Annotated in this window: 23 protein-coding genes and 1 riboswitch; of the genes, 4 read left to right on the top strand and 19 right to left on the bottom strand. The window is 60.1% G+C overall.

The features are described 5' to 3' along the window. The first annotated feature begins 34 nt into the window (after nt 1–34). On the top strand, nt 35–817 hold the full coding sequence (locus H1S06_RS15390; RefSeq protein ID WP_181741809.1) for a 2'-5' RNA ligase family protein: 783 nt from the start codon (nt 35–37) through the stop codon (nt 815–817). 60 nt (nt 818–877) lie between these two features. Further along, nucleotides 878–1,585: an acrylate utilization transcriptional regulator AcuR gene (gene acuR, locus H1S06_RS15385; protein ID WP_181741807.1), complete on the top strand. Its 708-nt coding sequence runs from the start codon at nt 878–880 to the stop codon at nt 1,583–1,585. On the opposite strand, the gene acuI is transcribed toward acuR, so the two are convergent. From acuI to btuB, 19 genes are all read right to left on the bottom strand, one after another. Further along, a complete protein-coding gene (gene acuI / locus H1S06_RS15380; protein ID WP_181741805.1) occupies nt 1,503–2,498 on the bottom strand; it encodes an acrylyl-CoA reductase (NADPH) in 996 nt (331 codons plus the stop codon). The two genes, acuR and acuI, sit on opposite strands and share 83 nt — an antisense overlap. 103 nt (nt 2,499–2,601) lie before the next feature. Beyond that, the gene (locus H1S06_RS15375; protein ID WP_181741803.1) at nt 2,602–4,407 is read right to left on the bottom strand and encodes an EAL domain-containing protein; all 1,806 of its coding nucleotides are present in this window, start codon (nt 4,405–4,407) and stop codon (nt 2,602–2,604) included. Nucleotides 4,408–4,582: 175 nt separating this feature from the next. Continuing rightward, a complete protein-coding gene (locus tag H1S06_RS15370) occupies nt 4,583–6,517 on the bottom strand; it encodes a GGDEF domain-containing protein (RefSeq protein WP_181741801.1) in 1,935 nt (644 codons plus the stop codon). Between the two features lie 101 nt (nt 6,518–6,618). Then, a complete protein-coding gene (gene cobS / locus H1S06_RS15365) occupies nt 6,619–7,347 on the bottom strand; it encodes an adenosylcobinamide-GDP ribazoletransferase (protein WP_181741799.1) in 729 nt (242 codons plus the stop codon). Continuing rightward, nucleotides 7,344–7,898: a histidine phosphatase family protein gene (locus H1S06_RS15360; RefSeq protein ID WP_181741797.1), complete on the bottom strand. Its 555-nt coding sequence runs from the start codon at nt 7,896–7,898 to the stop codon at nt 7,344–7,346. The genes cobS and H1S06_RS15360 overlap by 4 nt, the downstream gene beginning before the upstream one ends. Continuing rightward, the gene (cobT, locus tag H1S06_RS15355; RefSeq protein WP_181741795.1) at nt 7,895–8,932 is read right to left on the bottom strand and encodes a nicotinate-nucleotide--dimethylbenzimidazole phosphoribosyltransferase; all 1,038 of its coding nucleotides are present in this window, start codon (nt 8,930–8,932) and stop codon (nt 7,895–7,897) included. The genes H1S06_RS15360 and cobT overlap by 4 nt, the downstream gene beginning before the upstream one ends. After that, on the bottom strand, nt 8,929–9,456 hold the full coding sequence (gene cobU / locus H1S06_RS15350; RefSeq protein WP_181741793.1) for a bifunctional adenosylcobinamide kinase/adenosylcobinamide-phosphate guanylyltransferase: 528 nt from the start codon (nt 9,454–9,456) through the stop codon (nt 8,929–8,931). Before cobU ends, cobT begins: the two co-directional genes overlap by 4 nt. Before the next feature lie 86 nt (nt 9,457–9,542). Further along, on the bottom strand, nt 9,543–10,100 hold the full coding sequence (locus H1S06_RS15345) for an LOG family protein (RefSeq protein ID WP_181741791.1): 558 nt from the start codon (nt 10,098–10,100) through the stop codon (nt 9,543–9,545). Further along, nucleotides 10,097–10,774, bottom strand: a complete 678-nt coding sequence (bluB, locus tag H1S06_RS15340; RefSeq protein ID WP_181741789.1) for a 5,6-dimethylbenzimidazole synthase — start codon at nt 10,772–10,774, stop codon at nt 10,097–10,099. The genes H1S06_RS15345 and bluB overlap by 4 nt, the downstream gene beginning before the upstream one ends. 19 nt (nt 10,775–10,793) lie before the next feature. Next, nucleotides 10,794–11,525 carry an ABC transporter ATP-binding protein gene (locus H1S06_RS15335; RefSeq protein WP_181741787.1) on the bottom strand — a complete coding sequence of 244 codons (732 nt, stop codon included), beginning with the start codon at nt 11,523–11,525 and terminating at the stop codon, nt 10,794–10,796. After that, a complete protein-coding gene (locus H1S06_RS15330; protein ID WP_181741785.1) occupies nt 11,516–12,490 on the bottom strand; it encodes a FecCD family ABC transporter permease in 975 nt (324 codons plus the stop codon). The genes H1S06_RS15335 and H1S06_RS15330 overlap by 10 nt, the downstream gene beginning before the upstream one ends. Then, the gene (locus tag H1S06_RS15325; RefSeq protein ID WP_181741783.1) at nt 12,487–13,293 is read right to left on the bottom strand and encodes an ABC transporter substrate-binding protein; all 807 of its coding nucleotides are present in this window, start codon (nt 13,291–13,293) and stop codon (nt 12,487–12,489) included. The genes H1S06_RS15330 and H1S06_RS15325 overlap by 4 nt, the downstream gene beginning before the upstream one ends. Continuing rightward, on the bottom strand, nt 13,290–14,780 hold the full coding sequence (locus tag H1S06_RS15320; protein WP_181741781.1) for a cobyric acid synthase: 1,491 nt from the start codon (nt 14,778–14,780) through the stop codon (nt 13,290–13,292). Before H1S06_RS15320 ends, H1S06_RS15325 begins: the two co-directional genes overlap by 4 nt. Further along, a complete protein-coding gene (gene cobD, locus H1S06_RS15315; RefSeq protein WP_328515356.1) occupies nt 14,777–15,805 on the bottom strand; it encodes a threonine-phosphate decarboxylase CobD in 1,029 nt (342 codons plus the stop codon). Before cobD ends, H1S06_RS15320 begins: the two co-directional genes overlap by 4 nt. A gap of 65 nt (nt 15,806–15,870) precedes the next feature. Beyond that, nucleotides 15,871–16,770 (bottom strand): adenosylcobinamide-phosphate synthase CbiB, encoded by a 900-nt coding sequence (cbiB, locus tag H1S06_RS15310; protein ID WP_181741776.1) that lies wholly within the window; start codon nt 16,768–16,770, stop codon nt 15,871–15,873. A gap of 5 nt (nt 16,771–16,775) precedes the next feature. Then, a complete protein-coding gene (locus tag H1S06_RS15305) occupies nt 16,776–18,092 on the bottom strand; it encodes a cobyrinate a,c-diamide synthase (protein ID WP_328515355.1) in 1,317 nt (438 codons plus the stop codon). Further along, nucleotides 18,089–18,697: a cob(I)yrinic acid a,c-diamide adenosyltransferase gene (gene cobO / locus H1S06_RS15300; protein WP_181741774.1), complete on the bottom strand. Its 609-nt coding sequence runs from the start codon at nt 18,695–18,697 to the stop codon at nt 18,089–18,091. Before cobO ends, H1S06_RS15305 begins: the two co-directional genes overlap by 4 nt. Then, nucleotides 18,694–19,266, bottom strand: a complete 573-nt coding sequence (locus H1S06_RS15295) for a hypothetical protein (RefSeq protein WP_181741772.1) — start codon at nt 19,264–19,266, stop codon at nt 18,694–18,696. Before H1S06_RS15295 ends, cobO begins: the two co-directional genes overlap by 4 nt. Before the next feature lie 27 nt (nt 19,267–19,293). Further along, on the bottom strand, nt 19,294–21,087 hold the full coding sequence (btuB, locus tag H1S06_RS15290) for a TonB-dependent vitamin B12 receptor (RefSeq protein WP_181741770.1): 1,794 nt from the start codon (nt 21,085–21,087) through the stop codon (nt 19,294–19,296). A 129-nt stretch (nt 21,088–21,216) separates the two neighbouring features. Next, a riboswitch (cobalamin riboswitch) is annotated at nt 21,217–21,447 on the bottom strand. A 332-nt stretch (nt 21,448–21,779) separates the two neighbouring features. Between btuB and bfr (H1S06_RS15285) the strand changes: the two genes are divergently transcribed. Together bfr (H1S06_RS15285) and bfr (H1S06_RS15280) are read left to right on the top strand one after the other, a co-directional pair. Beyond that, nucleotides 21,780–22,253 carry a bacterioferritin gene (gene bfr / locus H1S06_RS15285; RefSeq protein WP_181741768.1) on the top strand — a complete coding sequence of 158 codons (474 nt, stop codon included), beginning with the start codon at nt 21,780–21,782 and terminating at the stop codon, nt 22,251–22,253. Nucleotides 22,254–22,257: 4 nt separating this feature from the next. Further along, nucleotides 22,258–22,725: a bacterioferritin gene (gene bfr, locus H1S06_RS15280; protein WP_181741766.1), complete on the top strand. Its 468-nt coding sequence runs from the start codon at nt 22,258–22,260 to the stop codon at nt 22,723–22,725. Nucleotides 22,726–22,872 lie beyond the last annotated feature (147 nt).

Genomic DNA, 22,872 nt, shown 5'->3' with positions numbered 1-22,872 from the left:
CACTCAATAACATTGAACTGTGGTGATCGGCAGGATGAACCGGCGTCCAACTCATACCCTTGCAACGGAACTGCGCGACTTCCCCGAATGGCATCGCGGTATCCGTCACTACGCCGTGTGGACACTGCCAGTCGATGATCAGGCCTGGCAACAGCGACTCGCCCACCTTCAGCATCGCCTGTCTCCGTTTCTCCATCCTGGCTATGTTCGCCAACCCCATATCACCCTGTTTGCCGCCGGGCTTGTGGATAACCGACACTTCCCACCTGACCGGGCTCGGCAACAAGCTCACGTCCTGCGTCAGCTTGAGCTATCCGCAATCCAGTTACGAGCCACCGCTGTTTCCACGTTCACCACGGCCCCCTGGCTCGGCATACAGCCTGTGGATAACAGTCTGTTATACATACGTCAGGCATTGGCAAAAGTGATACCCGAAGACGCGCCGGCCGATCACTATCAGCCTCATATCACTCTTGGTTTTTATCAACAGGCTTATGCTTTAGAGGTTATCCACACCCATCTGGCAGCACTGAACCACACTTTGCCTCCATTGCCCCCGTTATCAATAAAACGGGTAGAATTGTGTTACTACGCAACCCATGAAATGCAGGGGAGATTGACCGTGGCCGATTCCGTAGAACTGAACACCCCCACTCGGGCAGACGCCTCGCCGGAGGCTCTTGATCCACTGGAAGCCATCAAACAGATGCGCAAGGATCAGTTGAGAGTCTGTGCCCTCAAACAGCAGGCCGAGCTTGAACGTCTGATCACCGATGCCGCTCCGACGAACGAGGATAGTCCAACCCCCCGCTCGTGATCTGGACTCGTGATCGAATATTCCTGATAATCCGGTTTGATTCCTGAATCGTACGTTGTCATGTCGATCCGCTCTGCTGCCAAGCCCGTACGTCGCCGAGGCCGTCCTCCCAAGGACAGTGGCCGCTCTTACACCGAAACACGCCAGGCATTGATACAGGCGGGTTTGGCGCTGCTCACTGAAAAAGGCTATTCCTCCGTCGGGATAGACCCGATTCTGCGCTCAGTCGATGTTCCCAAGGGATCCTTTTACCATTACTTCAAAAGCAAAGAAGCCTTTGGACAGGCCCTGATCGAAGCCTATGCGGACTACTTCGCCGGCAAGCTGGACCGGTTTTTGCTCAACACGCAAGAAGCTCCCTTGCAACGCCTGCGTCATTTCATCGATGATGCCGGGCAGGGCATACAACGTCATGCCTTTCAACGCGGCTGCCTGATCGGCAACCTGGGCCAGGAAGCGGGTGTCCTGCCGCCTTCCTTCCGCCAACAGTTGAGTCAGGTCTTCAACGACTGGCAAGCACGCACGGCCCGCTGCCTGCGTGAAGCACAGGCAGCCGGCGAAATTGCGTCCGATCTGGACTCTGACCGTCTGGCCGCCTGGTTCTGGATCGGCTGGGAGGGCGCCGTACTCAGGGCCCGACTGGAAGCCTCCACCCTCCCGCTGGAGATCTTCGCCGAAGGCTTTTTCATGCGTCTTCAGTCGCCATCACCGGCACCAGAATGCGTCCCCGAATCTGGCCCTGCAGCATCCGTGAAGCCTGCTCGATAACCTGATCCAGCGGAACTTCCTGTATCAGCTGCTCCAACTTGCCAATATCCAGGTCAGTGGCCAGGCGCTGCCAGGCTTCCAGACGCTCGGCTTTGGGTGCCATGACGCTGTCGATACCAACCAATGTCACACCACGCAGAATGAACGGCGCCACCGTCGCCGGTAACGCCATGCCCGCCGCCAGCCCGCAGGCCGCTACCACGCCACGATATTGCATCGCGGCACAGACATTGGCCAGCACCTGGCCACCCGCAACATCAATGGCACCGGCCCACTGTTCTTTCGCCAACGGCTGACCCTTTTCGCTGTACTCGGCACGATCAACAATGCTGGAGGCACCCAACATCCTGAGAAAATCCGCCTCTTCCGGACGGCCCGTCATCGCCACAACGTCGTAGCCCAGCTTGGCCAGCACCGCAACTGCAACACTGCCAACGCCACCAGCGGCACCGGTCACCAGAATCGGACCTGCTGCAGGCGTAACACCCTGCTTTTCCAGGGCCAGTACGCAGAGCATCGCCGTATAACCGGCTGTGCCGATTCCCATGGCCTGTCGTGCCGTAAAGGATGTCGGCAAGGGAATCAGCCAATCACCGGAGACCTGCGCTTTCTCGGCCAGACCACCCCAGTGCTTCTCACCAACCCCCCAGCCATTCAATACCACCGGGTCTCCCGGTTTGAAATCCGGGTGGCTGGATGTTTCAACCACGCCGGCAAAGTCGATACCCGGCACCATCGGATAATGTTTGGCGATGGGCGCGCTGCCGGTCAGCGCCAGGGCATCCTTGTAATTCAGCGTGGAATATTCCACCCGTACCCGGACATCCCCTTCGGGCAGCCGATTTTCATCCAGCGTCTGTAGAGTTGCGGACTGCTGGTCGGATTGCTTATCGAGCACTATGGCCTTGAACATGTCTTACTCCTGCAGGTTGAGCGGCGCCGCCACCTGGACGGCCAAGCATTAATTAGACGACCGTCTAATTAAATACGCAAGCAAGGGATCCTGTCCAGCTTTTTTACGTCCTGTCGGAGTCTGGAAATTCCATGTGTCCGTCCGGCTGCGGTGCAGGCTCGCTGAACAGAAACCCCTGGGATTCATCAATACCGAGGAAATCGATCACATCCTGTACATCCGTGCTGTGGACAAATTCCGCCACCGTGCGAATCCCGGCATTACGAGCAAAGAAGACAATGGCGCGTACAATCTCGTAGCTGGTGACATCCTGGTGAATATTGCGAATGTACTTGGCATCGATCTTGATCATGTCAATCTCAAGCTCCAGGATGCGCTCAAAGTTGGAATATTCGGTGCCGAAATCGTCAATGGCCAATTGATAGCCACAGCGCTTGAGATGCTGCAGCTGGTCGACATAGGCCGCCTTGCTGCCACTGCTGACCCCTTCATGAATTTCCAGAATCAGTCGGTGCGGATCGATGCCGCGTGCGCCCACCTCTCGTGCCAGAAACTCCGGCAGGTAACCCAGCTCCAGATCGGTTTCGGTGATATTGATCGAAATGCAGCCCTCGACCCGAGTCAGCTGCTCGACCGCCTGCTTCACCATTTCACGCGTGATCGCAGGCATCAGTCCGGTCAACTCGGCAACCGGCAGAAAGGCTCCCGGCCCGTACACAACGCCATCCTGCTCCAGCCGCACCAGCGTTTCCCATTTACGGATCACGCCATCACGGTTGTCGCGAATGCCCTGAAACCAAGCCTTGATACCGCCATTACGCAACGCGGCGTGCAGGCGCAGATTCCAGCCAATGTAATCCACCTGCTGGCGCATATCCGATTCATCTGTCTCGGGATCATAAATATGAGCCGCATTCTTGCCACAGTCTCGCGCACGTTTCAGCGCCACCATGGCCCGTCGCATCAGCCCCTCGCCCTGAAGGGCCACACCGGCGTTAAAGGTCAAATGAAAGCTCAGCGTATCCAGCCGCACCGGATGATTAAAGAAATATCCGGTCAAGCGCTGCAATTCGGCGGCTGGCTGTTCCAACACCTCATACAGGAAAACAAACTGATCGGCACTGCCGCGAAACAGCCGGCCGGATCCGGCCAGCTGCTGCAGTGCCCGAGCGAAGGCCTGTAGCAGCTTGTCGCCCATGGACACGCCATAGCGAGCATTGATCAACCCCATGTTGTTCAGGTTCAACAGAATCAGACCTGCCGATGCCGGTGCTTTAGCGAGCGCCGCCGTCAGACTCGATATGTTCGGCAGGCTCGTCAGGGCATCGATTTCCAGCCGGGTGATCCAGCGGTCCTTCTCGATCTGCACCTGCTGGTGTTCGGCATGGCGCACCAGCACGATCGAGATAAGCGCAGCCCCCACGTCCAGCAAACGCTTGTGAAAGCCGGACGGTTCACGGTGTTCAAACGAGGACAGAGCAAAGCTTCCGATCGCCTTGCCCTGCTCATCTCTGATCGGCACGGACCAGCAGGAGCACAGGTTGTAATCTACGGCGAACTGCCGGGTATCCTGCCAGCGCGGGTCGCTGAAGGTATTGTAGACGAACACGGGTGCGTTACCGTAAATCGCATTGCCGCACGAACCACTACCGGGGCCGGGTTTCAGGTCTTGCAGGCGTCGAATACCCTCTTCAGGCACACCCGGTGCTGCCAGTACCTCCAGCTGTTCCGTTTCAGCATTCAGCCGCATGCAGGTTGCTACGGCTCCCGGCAGCATGCGTGCCGCCATCAGGCAGGCTTCGTTAATCACATCCAGATAAGGTGCGTCCGATGCCACCAGGCCGCAAATGGCCTGCTGCAATCCCAGAATATGGTCCAGCTCGCCGAGGCTGATATCGACCTCGCTCATTACCGCCACATGGCATCCATTGGTCAGTTGCCCCCTTCATCTCCCGCAACTTGCGGATTTCTATCATAAAAATATGTCAGGACGCGGGTGCACCCTGAATTGCCTCTACAATGTGCTGCCTGGGGGCAGCAGCACACCGTTTTAACCTGCGGATATCGGCCGACCGCCGCCTTGCTCAGCCTGTTTCCAGCAGTTCTTCGTTCGCCTGCTCAACCCGATTGCGGCCCTGATCCTTGGCCCGATACAAGGCCATATCGGCCCGCGCCATCAGGGTACGCGATGACTCTCCCGGCTGCCGAACCGCAACACCGAAACTGGCCGTTACGTGCAAACGATGCTCATCCACCGGACAACGGCGTTCGTCAAAACGATTACGCACACGCTCTGCCAGTTGCAGCAGGTTATCCAGACTGACATTGTCGAACACAATCAAGAACTCTTCGCCGCCGATGCGACCAAAGCCATCGCCGGCGCGCAGCAACTCACGTACTTCCTGTGCATAATAAGCCAGTACCTGATCTCCGGCGGCATGGCCATAACGATCATTCACCCGTTTGAAGTGGTCAATATCGAACAGCACCACGCCGGGATAGCTGTCCGGTGCTTCCAACAGCCGATCCAGCAGCTGCATCGTCGCCCGACGGTTCAGGCACCCGGTCAGTTCATCCGTCATGGCCTGCTCCCGCAGCCGGTTTTCGGTCGCCAGATGTCCGCTGTCATCACTGAACGTAATCACGGCACCACCGTCCGCACCATCACCGGGCAGAGGCGTAACAGTGGTGTGCACAGGCAGAATATGCCCCTCGCGGGTGCGGAAAAAATCACGTTCCGCATGCTGACGCTCACCGGTCCGCAGCGCTTCCAGGGTTGGACAGGCATGCTCATGCAGCACCTGGCCTGACAGGGTCATGTGAATGGTGGGATGCAGTTCCTGCCCCAGCAGTTCAGCCTCCGTCCAGCCCAGCAGTCGCTCGGCCTCCGGGTTCAGCCAACATACGCATCCGTTACGATCGACCATGATCAGACCACTGCCCACTTCATTGGTGATCAGCCGCAATTTGTGTTCGCTGCGGCGAATGCGCTGATCCAGATGCCATTGCCGTCTGCGCAGACGATACCAGCCCCAGAGCACCAGCAGGCCAACTCCGCTACCGGCCGCCATCAGCTGTATTCCCCGCTCCAGATAGCGCGATTCCAAAGCCGAACAGCGCTGTCCCGCCTTGAGTCCCAGCAGCAGGCGAGGACCATGCAGGTGTGACTGCCCATACTCGGCCCATTGATACACGTAGCACTCATCACCGGCCGCCACTTCGCCACGCTGCCGCGTCTGCATCTGCTGCCACTGGGTTGGCATTTCAACTGCAAGGCCCGTGTGTTCTGCAAACATGAATTGCCAGTCACGCCCGTCGCTGCCATGCAGCCAGTGCCCCGATTCATCCCACAATAATGGCGACAGGGGGGCCGGCAACACCTCACTCAGGTTATCCAGCAACGTCTGCCCCTGATAGTTGATGACAATCAGCCCCTGTAGCTGATCCTGTTGATACACCGGCATGGAGAGACGCAGCATCGGTTTATAGGGCACTTCAACCTCATGTCGTTCAACGTTGAGGTCCAGAGGTGACAGGTAGAGTTCACCGGCATCCAGGCGCAGGGCTTCGGCTACATAATAACGATGAGACTTGTTCTGCAGCCCCTCGTCCGGCACCACGTAGGCATCGCCACCCATCAACCGGTTGATGCGTACGATTTCGGTGCCGTGACGATCAAGAAAGCGGATCTGGTCATATTCCGGCCGCAGTCTGGCTAGCGACAAATAGCTTTGCTGCAACAGCTTCAGCCAGATGGTATCGGGCTGTTCCAGATAGTTGTATAACAGTGGCGAGTAAGCCAGCCGACTGACGTCCAGCTCTACCGAATCCAGCGTCGTGTGGATGCTGTGATTCAGTCGGCTCAGAAAGTAGTCATGCTGCTGTTGCTGCAGCCGCTGCTCCTGCCGCAGATTTACCAGCAGACTCAGCGCCGTCACGATGGCCAACAATACCAACACAGCCAGACCGGCTGACCAGAAATACCAACGCCAAGGGTACCGCAATTCACGCTTGTGCATTATCCCAACCTACACCGACCCCAAAGGCTCAGGTTCCTTTCAGCGACTACATGGTGGCTTGAGACGTTATCCTAGCAATCGAGGCCAGGTTTGGATACGTGTTAAAGCAGACTGAGCCCGGCTGCCAGCACGGCCACTTCCATCAGTTCAATCAAGGCACCGGCCGTGTCACCGGTATATCCGTGCAGGCGCGCCAGCATCACCCGCCTCAGCCACCAGAAACAGGCCAGCGGCAGTAAAACCAGCAGCGGGTGCAGCACCAGCAGAGCCGCTATCAACAACACCATTGGCAACCACACCGGCCCGCCCGGAGCCTGCTCCAGAGTCCGCGCTACCCCCTGCGCCCGCGCATAGGGGGTCGTCAACAACAGCCCCTGTGCGGCCATTCGGCCTACGACCGGCGCCAGCAGAACCGGTCCATATATCGAGGCGGACAGCAGCCCCTGCAACAGGCTCCATTTGAGCAGCAACTGCAGCATCAATACCAGCGCCCCTGTCGCACCAATATGCGAGTCCTTCATGATCTCAAGCGTCCGTGCTCGGTTTCCCAGCCCGCCCATCCAGCCATCGGCGCTATCGGCCAGGCCATCCAGGTGTAACCCGCCGGTTACGCCACACCACAGCAGCAGGACCAGGGTTGCCTGCACCGAGACCGGCAACGCCTGCCCCATCCAGGCCACCCCTGCCAACATCAGCCCCAGCAGCAAACCGACCAGCGGATAATACAGCAGCGCTCGCGCCTGCGTGGCCGGTTCCGGCAGGCCGGACAGACGTACCGGAATCAGGGTCAGAAACTGCAGCGCACAGAGAAAGGCCTGCCAGTGCCTCATCGTTGTTGGCTCCCGAAGACATGCAGGCTGCCGTGTGCAACCGGGTAATTGAACATTTCGCTGATCGGCAGCCCGTTCAGGATGACATGCAAGGCTCGGATAACACCGCCATGGCAAAGCAATAAAACGCTTCCCTGATGACGCCGGTCAAGGTCCTCCAGCAGCGCTTCCAGACGTGCGAAGAAGTCCGGCAGACGCTCCCCGTGCGGGGGCGCATGATGCCAGGGATCCTGCCAGAATTGCCCCAGAGACTCCGGGTCACGAGCATGTATCCGGGCAGCGGTTTCACCATCCCAATCACCAAAATCATACTCCCGTAGCCGCTCGTCCAGCACAAGACCCTGCTCAGGTGCCCATTCGCGGCCAAAAGCGGCGCAGCGTTGCAGCGGCGAGCTATAGATTCCGACGTAGTCCGATGGTGATCGATCCGCCAGCCCTTGTTCCATCTGCCGCCATCCTTCCGCTGTCAGGGCGGCATCGGTCCGGCCCAGAAAACAGCTGCCCCGTTCGGTAACACCGTGTCGCAGCAATTCCAGCCGCAATCCGCTCACGCGCCCTTCTCCGATACGGCCGCTTCGGCAAAGGTCGCCATCTCCGCATGCAGACTGCAGGCCATGCGCAACAGCGGTACCGTGGTTGCCGCACCACTGCCTTCACCCAGTCGCAGTCCCAGATCCAGTAACGGAGCCGACGGCAGCGCCTGCCGGATCAGGCGATAGCCGGGTTCGGCGGAATGGTGAGAAAACAGCAGCCAGTCGGCCACGGAGGCATTAATGCGGCACGCCAGCAACGCCGCCACGGTACAGATGAATCCATCCACCAGCGCGGCAACCCCCTGTTGAGCACACGTCAGGTAGGCCCCTGCCAGCGCTGCCACTTCGAAACCGCCAAGAGAGGCCAGCAGGTCCAAAGGCTCGCGACCGGTGCCATGACGCACCAGCGCTCGCTCTATCACCTGACACTTGTGTCGGGTACCCGCCGTATCCAGCCCGGTACCCGGCCCCACCAGATCCGCCACCGGCTGCTCCAGCAAAGCGGCGGCCAGGGCCGTGGCGGCGGTAGTATTGCCAATGCCCATCTCGCCACCTATGAACAGGTCGGTCGGCAGGCACAGCACCGCTTCACGCCCGACATCCAGCGCCTGCTGCAACTGCGTGGCGGTCATCGCCGCTTCATGCAGCAGATTGCCGCTTTGCGGTGCGATCACCCGAGACTCCACTCCCGGCAGTGGCTCAAGCGCCGCCACCGTCCCCAGATTCCAGACCCTAAGATCAGCGCCCAGTACCCGGGCCGCAACACTGATGGCCGCGCCGCCACGGGCAAAGTTGCGCACCATTTCGGCCGTCACCACCTGTGGATAAGCGGAAACCCCTTCCGCTGCCACACCGTGATCGGCGGCAAACACCGCAATACTGACCTGCTCCAGTCGCGGGCAGCTCTGCCCCTGCATCCCCGCCAAGCGAATGGCCAGCTGCTCCAGCCGCCCCAGCGAACCGGCCGGTTTGGTCAAATGCTGCTGGCGCTCACGCGCCGCCGCCAAGGCAGACTCATCCAGCGGACGAACCGCTCCATCCACCCAGCTCATTGTTCCGACTCCAGCCTGGGGCCCTTTACCCGCATGGGGATGCCGGCCACCATCAGCACGACCTGGTCCGCCAATGCCGCCACCGACTGATTGAGCCAGCCGGCTTCATCGCTGAAACGGCGGCTCAACTCACCCATGGGCACAACCCCCATGCCGGTTTCATTGCTGACCAGGATAATATCGCCACGGGCATTATTGAGGGCCATGCACAGCGCTTCACGTTCGGCCTGCAGATCGGCACTTTCCAGCAGCTGATTGGTCACCCATAACGTCAGACAGTCAATCAACAGACAGCGGTTCGGGGCCTGCGCCGCCAGAATGGTGGAGGCCAGTTGCAGGGGCTCCTCGATGGTTGTCCAGTGTTCGGGGCGCTCACTGCGGTGGCGCTCAATGCGGTGCCGCATTTCGCTATCCCGAGCCTGAGCCGTTGCGATATAGAACACTTCCCGCCCGGTCGCGCGGGCAAGCTGTTCCGCCAGACGGCTTTTGCCGGAACGGGCGCCGCCAAGAATAAGTCGAATCACAAGGTTCTCCCCCGATATCGGTTACAGGTTGGCATTCTGCTGAGTGTACCCGGACTATGATGAGGCACGAAAATACGCGCCGCCTTTTACCACTTGTCGGCCGGCGCCTGATACTCCCGTATCGCCGCCAACAGCGCCGCCGGGTTATCCACAACCTGCAGCATTTCACTGTGCGCGGACTTGATGAAACCTTCCGTTTCCATGCTGTGGACAAATTCCAACAGACGATCGTAGAAGCCGCCGACGTTATACAGAATCACCGGCTTGGCATGATGACCCAGTTGTCCCCAGGTCCAGACCTCGAACAGCTCTTCCAGCGTCCCCACGCCACCCGGCAGGGCAACAAACGCATCCGCCAATTCCGCCATGCGCGCCTTGCGAGCGTGCATGTCCGGCACGACTTCCAGCGCGGTCAGTCCCTCGTGAGCCAGTTCACGCGACTGCAGATATTCCGGAATCACGCCATGCGCCTGACCGCCATTCTCCAGTACAGCATCGGCGATGGTGCCCATCAGGCCCACATGGCCGCCACCAAAGACCAGTTCGATCTCCTGCTCGGCAAAAAAACGGCCCAACTCAACAGCGGTGTCCCGGTAGAGCGGGTTGTTACCGTAGCTGGAGCCACAGAACACGGTGATTTTCATCTCCTTTCCTCTTTGTAGACATCGGTTTCCGGCCAGTGATTTTCGGCCAACAGAGCCTCCAGTGGCTGTGCTTCGGCCCAGCCTTCCTGCTCCAGCATCGGACGCTCGTAAAATGTGTCCACCGGCCCGATGCAGAGCACGGCTATCGCTTTGCTACCCGCCGGCATCTGCAGCAAGTCACCCAGCGCCTCGGGGTCAAACAGCGAGACCCAGCCAACGCCGACACCTTCAGCGCGGGCGGCCAGCCAAAGATTCTGGATGGCGCAGGAGACCGATGCCAGGTCCATCTCCGGCAGGGTGCGGCGGCCGAAGATGTGCTTCTCGCGCTGGTCCATCAGTGCCACCACCAGCACTTCGGCACACCTGTCCATACCTTCTACTTTCAGGCGCAGAAACTCGGCCTCGCGTTCGTTCAAAGCGTCGGCTGTAGCCTGGCGCTCCTGCTCCACCAGTCCTCTAATGCGCTGGCGCAAGAGCCGGTCGGTGATGCGGATAAAACGCCAGGGCTGCATCAACCCCACGCTGGGCGCCTGATGGGCGGCCTGCAGCAACCGCTTCAGAATCTCGGGGTCCAGCGGTTCGCCACTGAAGTGGCGCATATCACGGCGCTCGCGGATGGCGCGATACACCGCGTCCCGCTCCGCCTCACTGAACGGCATGGCCTTCTCTGTCATGGTTTTCTCCTCTAGCGCCTCAACCCAACACCCGGATCAGCGGCTGCCGACCGCTGAAATCGACCTCGGCATCAATCTCATACACCTGCCGCAGCGCAGCCGGGGTCAACACCTGCTGTGGCGTGCCGATGGCATGTATGCGACCCGCGTCGAGCAGGAGCAATCGGTCACACCAGTGCGCGGCCAGGTTCAGGTCGTGAATCGACAGGATAACACCGCGCTGCAATTGTGCGTGTTCACGCAACAGCTCAAGCACTCGCTGCTGATAGTGCAGATCCAGACTCGCCAGCGGCTCGTCGGCCAGAATGATATCGGGTCGTCCTGCCAACACCCGCGCCAGCCACACCCGTGCCTGCTCACCGCCGGACAGATGGTCGACCCGGGCATCCATCCATGTGGATACTCCCGTCTGCCGTGCTGCCTGCCCAATCGGCTCAGGATCTTCGTCCCCCCAGGGCAGGCGCCCCAGCGCGATCACGTCGGCTACCTTCAGCGCCCAGGCGCTCTGGCAGCGCTGCGGCAACAAGGCGATCCGCCGCGCCCGCTGGAGCCCGTGCAGCCGATTCAGGTTCTGTCCGTCCAGCTCAATCCGGCCATTGTAGGCTTGCAGACCGGCAATACATTCCAGCAACGATGACTTGCCCGCGCCGTTGGGACCTATCACGCCCAACAGCTCGCCCGCTTCCAGGGTCAGGTTGATACCGGCCAGACGACTGTCCAGCTGCAGCTGCTCGATGGTGATCAAAGCCATTTCCTGCGCTCCTGCCAGACCAGCCAAATAAACAGGGGCGCGCCGATCAACGATGTCAGCACGCCCAGTTTGAGTTCACGCCCCGGCGGCATCCAGCGCACAACAATATCCGCCAGACACACCAGAATGGCGCCGGCCAATGCAGCCGGAATCAGAAGACGATCGGGCCGGTTACGTACCAACGGCCGCACCAAGTGCGGTACCAGCAGGCCGACAAAACCGATGGCTCCGGCCACGGCCACCGAGGCACCCACCAGCAGGGCCGCCCCCAGAATGATCAGGCGACTGCCTCGTGCGTAGGACAGCCCCATGCTCTGGGCGACCTGCTCGCCCAGGCTTAGTCCCAGCAGCAAACGCCGCTGACTCCAGATCAGCCCCCCCCCCAGCAGCAGCGCAGGCAGCAGAATCCCCAAGTGGTCCAACCCGCGCTCGGACACCGAGCCCAGCAGCCAGAATACCAGCTCCGACAGGGCAAAGGGGTTAGGCGCGAAGTTCAGTACCGCCGCCAGCAGTGCGCCGGTCAGAGTCGAGATTGCCAGACCGGCCATAATCACCATCCCCTGCCGCGATGGGCCTGCCAGCATTAGCATCAGCGACATGGCAATGGCGGCACCAATCAGCCCGGCCAGTGCCGGAGCCGCTGCACCGGCAGCAGGCAAAAGCCCGAAATAGAACACGCTGGCGGCCCCCAGTGCCGCGCCCTGACTGGCACCGGTCAGTCCCGGGTCGGCCAGCGGGTTGCGCAGCAGCCCCTGCAGAGCCGCACCGCTCATGCCCAGCGCCGCTCCCACGGTTAGCGCCAGTAGTGTACGCGGCAGACGAATTTCACCAATGACGATAGCGGCAGCACTGTCAGTGCCCTGCAACCATTGCCAGAGTCCGTCCAGCACGGCGATATCGGTGGAGCCGACATACAGCGACGCCAATGCGGTCAGCAGCATCAACAGGATCAGTGCGGGAGTCATTTCATCCTCTTATTGTGAGAAGAGTATTGTAACTGTTGGCGCAACTGTTCGATCAGGTCCCAGGTCCAGGGACCGGGGCATTGCCAACGCCAGTTGTCGGTCGGCAGCCAGCCGGTGGCGGGCACACTGTGCTGCAGCGCCGGGTGCTCGGCAAAGCGGCTGGCCAGTGCCTGCGCATCGGGACTGCTCCACAGAATGGCGTCTGGCGGGTCAGTAACCACTCGCTCCAGATCCAGTCTTTCGTAGCGTACCCCGGTCAGGTAGTTGCGCCACCCGGCCTGGCGAATAATCTGGTCCTCGAAGGTATCGGGGCCTGTCCCTATGCCGTTGGGGCCAAGCAGCAGCAGACGGGGAGCATTCGTTGCCGGTTGCAGCGGCCGGGGCGCCGGCTGGGCCTCTGCTGGCGAACGCCCGATCAGACCCAGTACGCGCCCCTCATAGGCTGCAATTTCATCCAGAGTGCGCGGCAGTATGACCAGTTCAACCGGTTGCTGCAGGGTTTGCAAGCGCTTACGCAGCATCAGTGCATTGTGCTGACCGACAAGAATCAGATCCGGCTCGAGCGCGAACACCTGCTCCAGAGAACCGTCATGACTGGGCCAGCCTTCCAGCGGCCAGGGCAGAGGAAAGCGCTTGTGCATCGGCGACAGGGCCACCACCTGAGCAGGATCGGCGTGCCGGGCCAGCATCCGGTCCATGCACAGATCCAGCGACACGACACGCTCGGGGCGCACTGCTGCTGCCTGTGCCACCCCGATTACCAGGCCGAACAGACAAATGCCCCGGCACAGCCAGCGACTCATGGTGCCGCCGACGCCTGCGGCAGGTCCAGCAAATCCAGCAGGGCGTCCAGATTCAGGTGCTGTTCCAGTGTATCGGCCAACCGGTTGATACCGTCCTCACGCAACTGGTGATAATCGAGGGCTTGGGCCCGCTCCAGACCCGCCCAGCGCAACACCTGCTGCGTCACTTCGGGCGTTTCAAACAGCCCATGCAAGTAAGTGCCCACTACCTGCCCATCATCAGACTGGGCACCATCCGCCCCCTGCTCCAGCTGCACCGGTTCGGTACAGCCTGCGGCCACCAGGGTGACACCGCAGTGAATCTCGTATCCGCTGACCGGTACTGTCTTGCCCGCCAGCGTCAACCGCCCCTGCACGTTGCGCAGCGCTTTTTCACCTTCCAATACCGTGCGGATCGGCAGCCAGCCCAAGCCGGTACTGTCACCGGCCTGCCCTTCAATTCCCTCGGGATCAGCGATGCGTTCACCCAGCATCTGGTAGCCACCGCAAATCCCCAGAAGCTTGCCGCCGTAGCGCAGATGGCGCTGCAGGTACTCCTCCCAGCCCTGAGACCTGAGCCAGCTCAGGTCCGGCCGGACCGCCTTGGAACCGGGCAGTATCACCAGATCGGCCGGTGGTTTGGGCTGCTCCGGGCCGACAAAATGCAGCCGCACTTGCGGATGCAGGCGCAGCGGGTCGAAGTCGGTATGGTTGCTGATATGCGGCAGCACCGGCACGACGATATCCAGCACCCGGCCGGCGCGTTCGATATCCGGTTCTGCGCTGATCGAATCTTCGGCTTCCAAATGCAGACCGTGCAGGTAGGGCAGCACCCCCAGTACCGGCTTGCCGGTATAGTCTTCCAGCCAATCCAGACCGGACTGCAGCAGGGCAATATCGCCACGGAAACGGTTGATAACAAACCCCTTGATACGCGCCTGCTCGGTTTCGCTCAGCAGCGCCAGGGTGCCGACCAGGTGAGCGAACACACCGCCCTTGTCGATATCGGCGATCAGGATCACCGGACAATCGACCCGTTCGGCAAAGCCCATGTTGGCAATGTCTCGATCACGCAGATTGATCTCGGCGGGCGAGCCTGCCCCCTCAACCATCACCGCATCATACTGATCACACAGCCGTTGATGAGATTCAGCCACCGCCTGCCAGGCAATGGTCTTGTAATCGTGGTAGCGCTTGGCTTCCATGTTATCCACAGCACGACCGTGAATGATCACCTGAGCCCCGGTATCGCTGCAGGGTTTCAGCAGCACCGGGTTCATATCCACATGCGGATTTAATCCACAGGCCTGGGCCTGTACTGCCTGGGCGCGGCCGATCTCGCCGCCCTCGGCGGTGACGGCACTGTTCAGCGCCATATTCTGCGGCTTGAATGGCACCACCGCGACCCCGCGTCGCTGCAGCACCCGACACAAACCCGCCACCAGCGTGCTCTTGCCGGCATCGGAGGTGGTGCCCTGCACCATCAGGGTTTTCTGTCGATCAGTCATTGATGAATCTCGCTGAGTAGATGTTCGAGCCGCTGCCATTCAACTTCGTTTCCCGGCAGGCCGAAGCGCAAGGCAGCAGGCTGCTCGAAGCGTCGAATCAGAATACCAGCCCGAGCACACTGATGCTCAATCTCGACCGCCTGCCCGGTTACCACATAGCCAAACAGTGCCGTGGTGATTACAGGCTCGGACAGGTATTGCGCCAGCAATCCCTTCAAGCGGGCCTGCTGAAGCTGAAGGCTGTCTCTCGTGCGCTGCTGCCATTCCCGGTCCGCCAATGCCTGGCGGGCAATATAGCGAGCGGGATGACTGATCGCCCAGGGACCCAGCTTGTGCGACAGCAGTTGCAGCAGGTCGCTATGCGCACTGACGGCCCCGACACGGATCCCTGCCAGACCGAAAAACTTGCCCAGCGAGCGCAGCACGATCAATCCTTCCGGCATGGGATCTACGATCAGGCTCAGCTCCGGCGTGGCATCTATAAAGGCTTCATCCACCAGCAGCCATCCCCCTCGGCGCGCCAGCCTGGCATGCCAGTGGCGCAACTGCTCCGGCGAAAAACACATGCCACTGGGGTTACAGGGGTTAATCAGCACCAATACATCCAGAGCTTCCAGACGAGCTTCGATCTGCTCGGCCGAGAGCGCCGACACTTCATGTCCCGCCTGCTGCCAGCGAAAGGCATGTTCGGCATAGGCTGGATACAGCACGCCGACTCGGGCCGGCCCCGAGCGGGCAAAACGCAACGCGGGCAGCGTCTGAATCGCGGCCTGAGACCCCGGCACCAGCAACAGCTCGCGGCTGCCATAATACTCGACCGCAGCCGTTTGCAGACCGTCATCCTCCTCCGGCAGGCGATTGAACACCTCTGCCGGTAACGGCGGTACCGGCCAGCCGTTGGGATTGATGCCGGTGGAGAGGTCCAGCCACTGCTCACGCGGGATACCATATCGCTCCACCGCCGCATTCAGCCGACCGCCATGCAGGGGCGTTGGGGATACATTTGAACCATGAGATTTATGCACATCAGGCCCTGTCATTGCAGTGCTGTGAATAACCCTGACAGCAAACGGGCTGTGGATAAACCCCGTCACAGATATGCCCTCAGCAGCACTATGAACACTATAAAAATTATCCACAGCTTCAGAGCAGAATCGACCAGTCGCAGGGCACGAGACAGATCGCGAGGCTGCGCTACAGGCCCCTCCCCCAGAACCGGCTTGTCGACCCAGCACCCGCGGTAGCAGGTCGGGCCGCCCAGACGCACCCCCAGTGCGCCGGCACCGGCAGCCATTACTGGCCCGGCATTGGGGCTGTCATGCCGGCGGGCCTGCTTGCGCCAGCAGCGCAAGGCGCGGCGGGTGTGACCACAAAGCGCATAGCTCAGCGCCGTCAGCCGTGCCGGAATCAGCCCGACCAGATCATCCAGTCGCGCCGCCGCCCAGCCAAAGTGCACAAAACGCTCACTGCGGTAGCCCCACATGGCATCCAGCGTATTGATCAGACGAAACGCCAAAGCTCCAGGAGCACCGGCGATGCAGAACCAGAAAATCGCACCGAACACCGCATCGCTGCCGTTTTCCAGCACCGACTCCACGGCAGTTCGCTCCACTTCGAGTTCAGCAGCATCACGGCTACAGATCCAGGAAGTCAGCCGACGCGCCTCGCCCTCATCCCCTCTTAGCAAGGTTTGCAGAATCGGACGAATGTGCCGTTTCAGACTTTCCAGCCCCAGGGTAAACCAGAGCACCAGCACGGCGATCAGCTCACCCAGCACCGGAATCTGCACCAGTACCGCCATCAACAACACCGGCGGTAATACCAGCAGCACGACCATCAGCAGCCCTTTCAGGCGCCGTGCCTGCCCCCGATTGCTGCGTGCTTCCAGCCAGCCGGCACAGCGACCAAAACCAACCAGCGGATGCCAGCGAGCCGGTTCACCGAATCGGCAGTCGATCAGCACTGCCGCGATCAGTTGCAGCGCCAGCATCAGGGTCAGGGCTTGAACAGCTGGGCCACAGCCGCCGGGTTGGAGGGAAAGTAGAAATGTATATAGGAGGCGGTCAGCCGCTTCTGACGATAGACCGGCTCCACTGCACGGCGACCATTGGGACACTCACCCCGTGCAATGGGCTCCAGTTCGGTCTCGGTAACCGAGTGATGGAAGGTATGTCCGCGCAACACCTCACCGTCCAGCAGCAGTCGCTGCAACCCCAGTGCCGCAAACCGCTTCTGCATCCGTGCCCGGGCTGGCAGCAGGCCACAAAGATCCGCCGTCTGACCATCCAGGGTGGTCAACGTCTCGGTCAGCCAGAGCATACCGCCACACTCCGCCAGTATCGGTTTGCCGGACTGGTAGTGAGCCCTCACCTCCTTGATCAAAGCAGTATTGCCGGACAGGGCCTCCAGATGCAGTTCCGGGTAGCCCCCCGGCAGCCAAAGCGCTTCCACTTCGGGCAACGGCTCGTCTGCCAGCGGCGAGAAGAACACCAGCTCTGCGCCCAGCTGCTGCAGGACGCTCAGGTTGGCCGGATAAATGAACGCAAACGCTGCATCACGGGCAATACCGATACGCACTCCCTGTAACAGAGGCGCTATGGCGTCAACCGGCTGAGGCTCGAAGGTGATTGCCGAAGGCAGCTCACTGCCGGCGCTCTGTTCCAGCGCCTGGGCAGCGATTTCAATACGCTGTTCCAGATCGTCAATTTCGTCGCCCTGTACCAGCCCCAGATGGCGACTGGGCAGACTGATGCCTTCGTCACGCGGCAAGGCGCCGTACCAGCGCAAAACGGCCGGCAGGGCTTCCGCCAGCATCTGACCGTGGCCGGCACTGCCCACCCGGTTACCCAGAACACCACTGAACGGCAATTGCGGTCGGAAGCTGGCCAGTCCATGGGCCAGCGCGGCAAAGGTCTGTGCCATGCCGCCAGCATCGATGACCGCCAGCACCGGGATACCGAACAGCTCAGCCAGATCAGCACTGGAGGGATTGCCGTCGAACAGCCCCATCACACCTTCAATCAGGATCAGGTCGGCCTCGGCAGCGGCTTCCCAAAGCCGCTGCTTGCACAGCTCCGGCGATCCCATGAACAGGTCCAGCTGTTCCACGGCACAGCCAGAGGCGTGACTCAGGATCATCGGATCGAGAAAATCGGGGCCGGTCTTGAACACCCGTACTCGACGCCCCTGATTCCGGTGCAGACGCGCCAGTGCCGCCGTCACCGTGGTCTTGCCCTGGCCTGACGCCGGGGCCGAGATCAGCAGTGCCGGACAGCGCCGGGGGACAAGGGCTTCGAGCCGATTATCGCTCACAGCTCGACGCCCTTTTGTGCACGAATGCCATCCTTGAAGGCATGTTTCACCACCTGCATCTCGGTTACCGTATCCGCCGCATCAATCAACGCTTTGGGCGCACCACGGCCGGTAATCACCACATGCTGCATCGCCGGACGATTGCGCAAAGCCTCCAGCAGCTCGTCCAGATCAACATACTGGTACTTGAGCGCAATATTCAGCTCGTCCAGCACCACCAGTGAAATGTTCGGATCGGCCAGCAGCTCGCGGGCCTTGTCCCAGGCCTCTGCAGCCGCCTTGAGGTCACGCTCGCGGTCCTGAGTCTCCCAGGTAAAACCTTCACCCATAACGTAGTAGCGCACTTCGGGAAAACGCCGGAAAAAAGCTTCTTCTCCAGTGCTGAAACTGCCCTTGATGAACTGCACCACGCCAACATGCATGCCATGTCCCAGCGCCCGTGCCAGCATGCCAAAGGCGGAACTGCTTTTACCCTTGCCATTGCCGGTCAGCACCAGCAGTACGCCCTGATCACGGTCGGCACGGGCAATCGCCTGGTCAACAACGGCTTTCTTGCGCTCCATCCGCGCCTTGTGGCGCGCTTCACGGGTCTGGTCATCACTCATGTGCGGCTAAGCTCCTGATAGGTTTTAAACTGACGGAACAGGGTATACACCACGGCTGCGCCACCGGTATAGCCCAGCAACGGCAAGAGCTTGCCCGGCAGGTACTGTTCGATGCGTGCCCAAAGCCCGGTCAGACTGGTGGTTTCAAAGTTTCCAGACAGATAATAATAGCCGCCGCTGGAGAACAGGTTGCTGACAAACGCCCCTGCCAACAGTATCAACAGCAACGGACCCAGGCTCGCCAGACGGTCCTGATGCAGACGCGCATAGCGACGACCGGCATACCAAAGCGTGGCATAGGCCGGCACCAGCATGCCGTAGGCCGGAGTAATGCAGTGAGACGCCGCCAGGTTCCAGTCGTAGTAGCTCAGGTCCAGCAGCACGGCTTCCAGAAACAGCAGAGGAAAACTCCACAACGGGCGCATGAATACGCCCGCCAGGAAAAATACGGCCCAGGACGCGCTGGGCAGGTGGTCAACCGAGGCAAAATGCTGGCCTCGCGTCAGTGCCAGTAACAGGATCAAGCCCAGGCCTACCAGCATCTGACTGCGTTGTGATAGTTGCATCATAGTTGAACTCCGTCAAAAAGCGCCCGATCAGGGCGCATAATGCAGTGAAAGCCAGTAGGTTCGATCCGGCTGGTTGTAGCCACGGGCGGTCTGGTAATCTTCATCCAGCAGGTTTTCCACCTTGGCTTTCAACGACCAGTCCCGACTCAGAGCATAACTGCCACGCAGGTCGACGACGGTATAACCCGACATCCAGTCGCGATCCTTGCGCTTGCCCACTGCCTGCAGGGTACCGCCCAGCGCGTAGCCGCCGAAGTCACGATCCGCAGCCAGTGTGAACACCTTGCGTGGACGACGCTTGAGGATCTCGTCGGTCTCGCGGTCTTTCGGGTCCAGCAAATCCAGACCGGTGCTGATATCCCAGTCGGCAAAACGCGTTGCCGCTGTCAGTTCCAGTCCGCGAATGCGGGCGTTATCAACGTTCATCGGTGTCCAGCGCCAGGGGTCGGCAGCCGTCGGCGCCGGTGCCCAGGCAATCATGTTATCGATGTCGGTCTGGTACAGGTTGGCCGCCCAGTGGATACCGGCATGATCACCAGACAGTCCCAGCTCCAGCGTGTCGGACTCTTCCGGCTGCAGATCCGGGTTGCCGGAACCCGGCCAGTACAGGTCATTGAATGTCGGTGCGCGGAAGGCCGTACCGTAACTGGCGGTCAGGCGCAGGTTATGCGGCAGCGCAACGCCCCAGGCCAGCGAGCCCGTGGTTTCACCGCCAAACTGTTCATTGTCGTCGTGACGCAGGCTCAACGCGATGTCGTGTGCGCCCATGTACAGCTGATACAGGCCGAAGGCACCGGTATTGTCACGGCTGCTCACGGCATAGTGGTTGCTGGCGCTGGCGATCTCTTCATCCTGATAGTCCACGCCCCACACAAACTGGCTGTGGGCACTGAACTGGTGGCTGCTTTGCAGAGACAGGGTATCGCGCTGGGTATCAAAGTTGCTGACCCAGGTACCGTTCAGGTAGTTGTCGCCCTCATCCTGACTGCGCCCGACACGTGCTTCGACCTGCCAGTTCTCGGCCAGATCCAGACGCAGAGTGCCCCCCAGCGTTTGCAGACGCGTGCTGCTTTCATTCTGGAAACTGCCATCAAACTCACTGTCACCGGTGTTGCGTGTCCAGAACAGTTCGGCTTCAGCCACCTCGTTGAAACGGTATCCGCCGCTCAATGCATAGGAGCGGTTGTCATAGCCGTCATCATCGGCTTCGGTTCCTTCTTTCGCATCAAAACCATCGGTGGTGTAGTCGCTGACGCTCAGGTTGTACCAGCCCTGGCCATTGCCGCCAGACACGCCCAACGCCACTTCACGGCTGTCATTGGAACCCGCCCCTACACTGAAACGCGGCTTGAGGCCGTCGCTTCCCTTGCGGGTAAAGATCTGAATCACGCCACCAATGGCTTCTGAACCGTACAGCGACGAACGCGGTCCTCTGACCACTTCGATCCGCTCGATCTGATCCGGTGTCAGATGTTCAAAGGCAACGCTGCCCAGTGTTGCCGACCCCTGCTTGATACCGTCAATCAGAACCAGTACATGGTCGGAGTTGGTGCCACGCATGAAAATGGAGGTCTGTTTGCCGCGGCCACCATTGTTGGTCACCGTAATCCCCGGTGTCTGGCGCAGCAGATCAGTCACGGTCTGTGCCTGTTTGCGTTCGATTTCGTCACGCTCGATTACGGTGACCGATGCCAGCGCCTGGTCGGCCGTCTGAGCGGTACGCGTTGCCGTCACCAGCAGCGTGTCCTGTGCAGTCTGTGCCTGAGTCGCCATAGCGGCAGTGCCGAGCAGTACGGCTGCCGGCAAGGAGAAGTATTTCATGCTCTGTTGATTCCTTCGCGCGCCCACCCGCACGCGTTGTGTTGGGTTCATGGTTGCGAAGGCATGAAAAACAGACGGGCGCTCGCCACGGACGTGACGATGCCAGTACTGACCGCCCACCGCGATACCGACTGTATGCTGCTTCGGGCCGGTCTCCGGGCTCAGGCGTCAGGCTGTATAGCCAGGAGCGATAACACCTTCCCATATCCTCGGATACAGTGGCCTTCCGTCATCGTCTCACGCCTCTACCGTTGCGGGGGCAGCGTCGGCATGGTGGCCGGATCGTTACAACCGGCACGCACCGACTTCCCGTTTAAGTCCTGAACAGCTGTTCAGTACACCGGAAGCACGCGCGGATTCTAGGGAGTCGGCAAGATGAGGTCAAACGGAGACTGTTCAAGTCAAGATGAATAGAACCCAACAGGCAAAAAAATCGCCATCCTCCGGGGAGATGGAGGATGGCGCCAATCACCTTGGGCACACGGCTGCCATGCCTTCAGTGAGTCAGACCTGTCAATGAACGAGATACAAGATAAGGCTAATCATTCTCATTTGCAATACTGGTGCGGAAATAAATTCATCTCATGCTCGACAACGGGTGCGTTTTGGTCGCTTCCCATCTAGACTCTAGTGATTTGTGAACGACCCTGTGCGCGCCAACGGCTATCTACACTGTTAATGAAGGATTTCTCATGAAGCATGATCAAACGCTGGTTCAGCAGTTAAACAAAGTGCTGACGCTGGAACTGACCTCCATCAACCAGTTTTTCCTCCATGCCCGCATCTTCAAGAACTGGGGCCTGGACAAGCTCAACCACACGGCCTACAAAAAATCGATTCTGGACATGAAACAGGCCGACAAGCTGATTGAACGCATCCTGTTTCTGGAAGGCCTGCCCAACCTCCAGCACCTCGAACGCCTGCGGATCGGCGAAGATACGGAAGAAATGCTGCAGGGAGACCTTAGCCTGGAGCTGGAACAGATCACCCTGTTGCGTGACGTAATCGCCCAGTGCGAGGCCGGCAAGGACTACGTCAGCCGTCAGCTGCTGGTCGAAATTCTGGCCCAGGAAGAGGAGCATGTTGACTGGATCGAAGCCCAGCAGCACCTGATCAGCGAAATCGGCCTGCAAAACTACCTGCAATCGGCTATCGAAGAGGAGTAATTCGATGAAAGGCAATCAGAAGATCATTGACGCCCTGAACAAACTGCTGGCCGGTGAGCTGGCCGCCATGGACCAGTATTTCATCCACTCCGAAATGTATGCGGACTGGGGCCTGAGCAAGCTGTATGAGCGCATCGCCCATGAATTCGACGATGAAAAGGCCCACGCCAAGCAGATGATCGAGCGTATTCTGTTTCTGGAAGGCACCCCGGACCTGGTCACGCGCGATCCCATCCAGGTCGGCAAAACCGTACCCGAGATGTTGCAGAACGACCTGGATACCGAATACCGGGTAGCGCACAACCTGAAAGAAGTCATTGCGCTGTGCGAGCAGGAACAGGACTATCAGACCCGTGAAATGCTGCGCCAGCAACTGGAAGACACCGAAGAAGACCACGCCTACTGGCTGGAAAAACAGCTCGGCCTGATCAACCGCCTGGGCCTGCAAAACTACCAGCAGTCACAGATGTAAGCCCCTTCTTCGGCTGCCCCGCTCCGATGGCTCAGCCGCCATCGGAGTCTTCGGAGCCATTCGCCGCCACCCGGCCGCGACTCCTTTTCCCCTGTTTACAAAACAGGAGAACGAACGCTGCCCCCCCTTGTCCTGATCACAAAACAA

The sequence above is a fragment of the Marinobacterium marinum genome, from assembly GCF_013868415.1.
Classification (GTDB): Bacteria; Pseudomonadota; Gammaproteobacteria; order Pseudomonadales; family Balneatricaceae; genus Marinobacterium; species Marinobacterium marinum.
The sequence above is the reverse complement of the archived record's forward strand: the minus strand, read 5'-3'. Positions and strand labels throughout refer to the sequence as shown.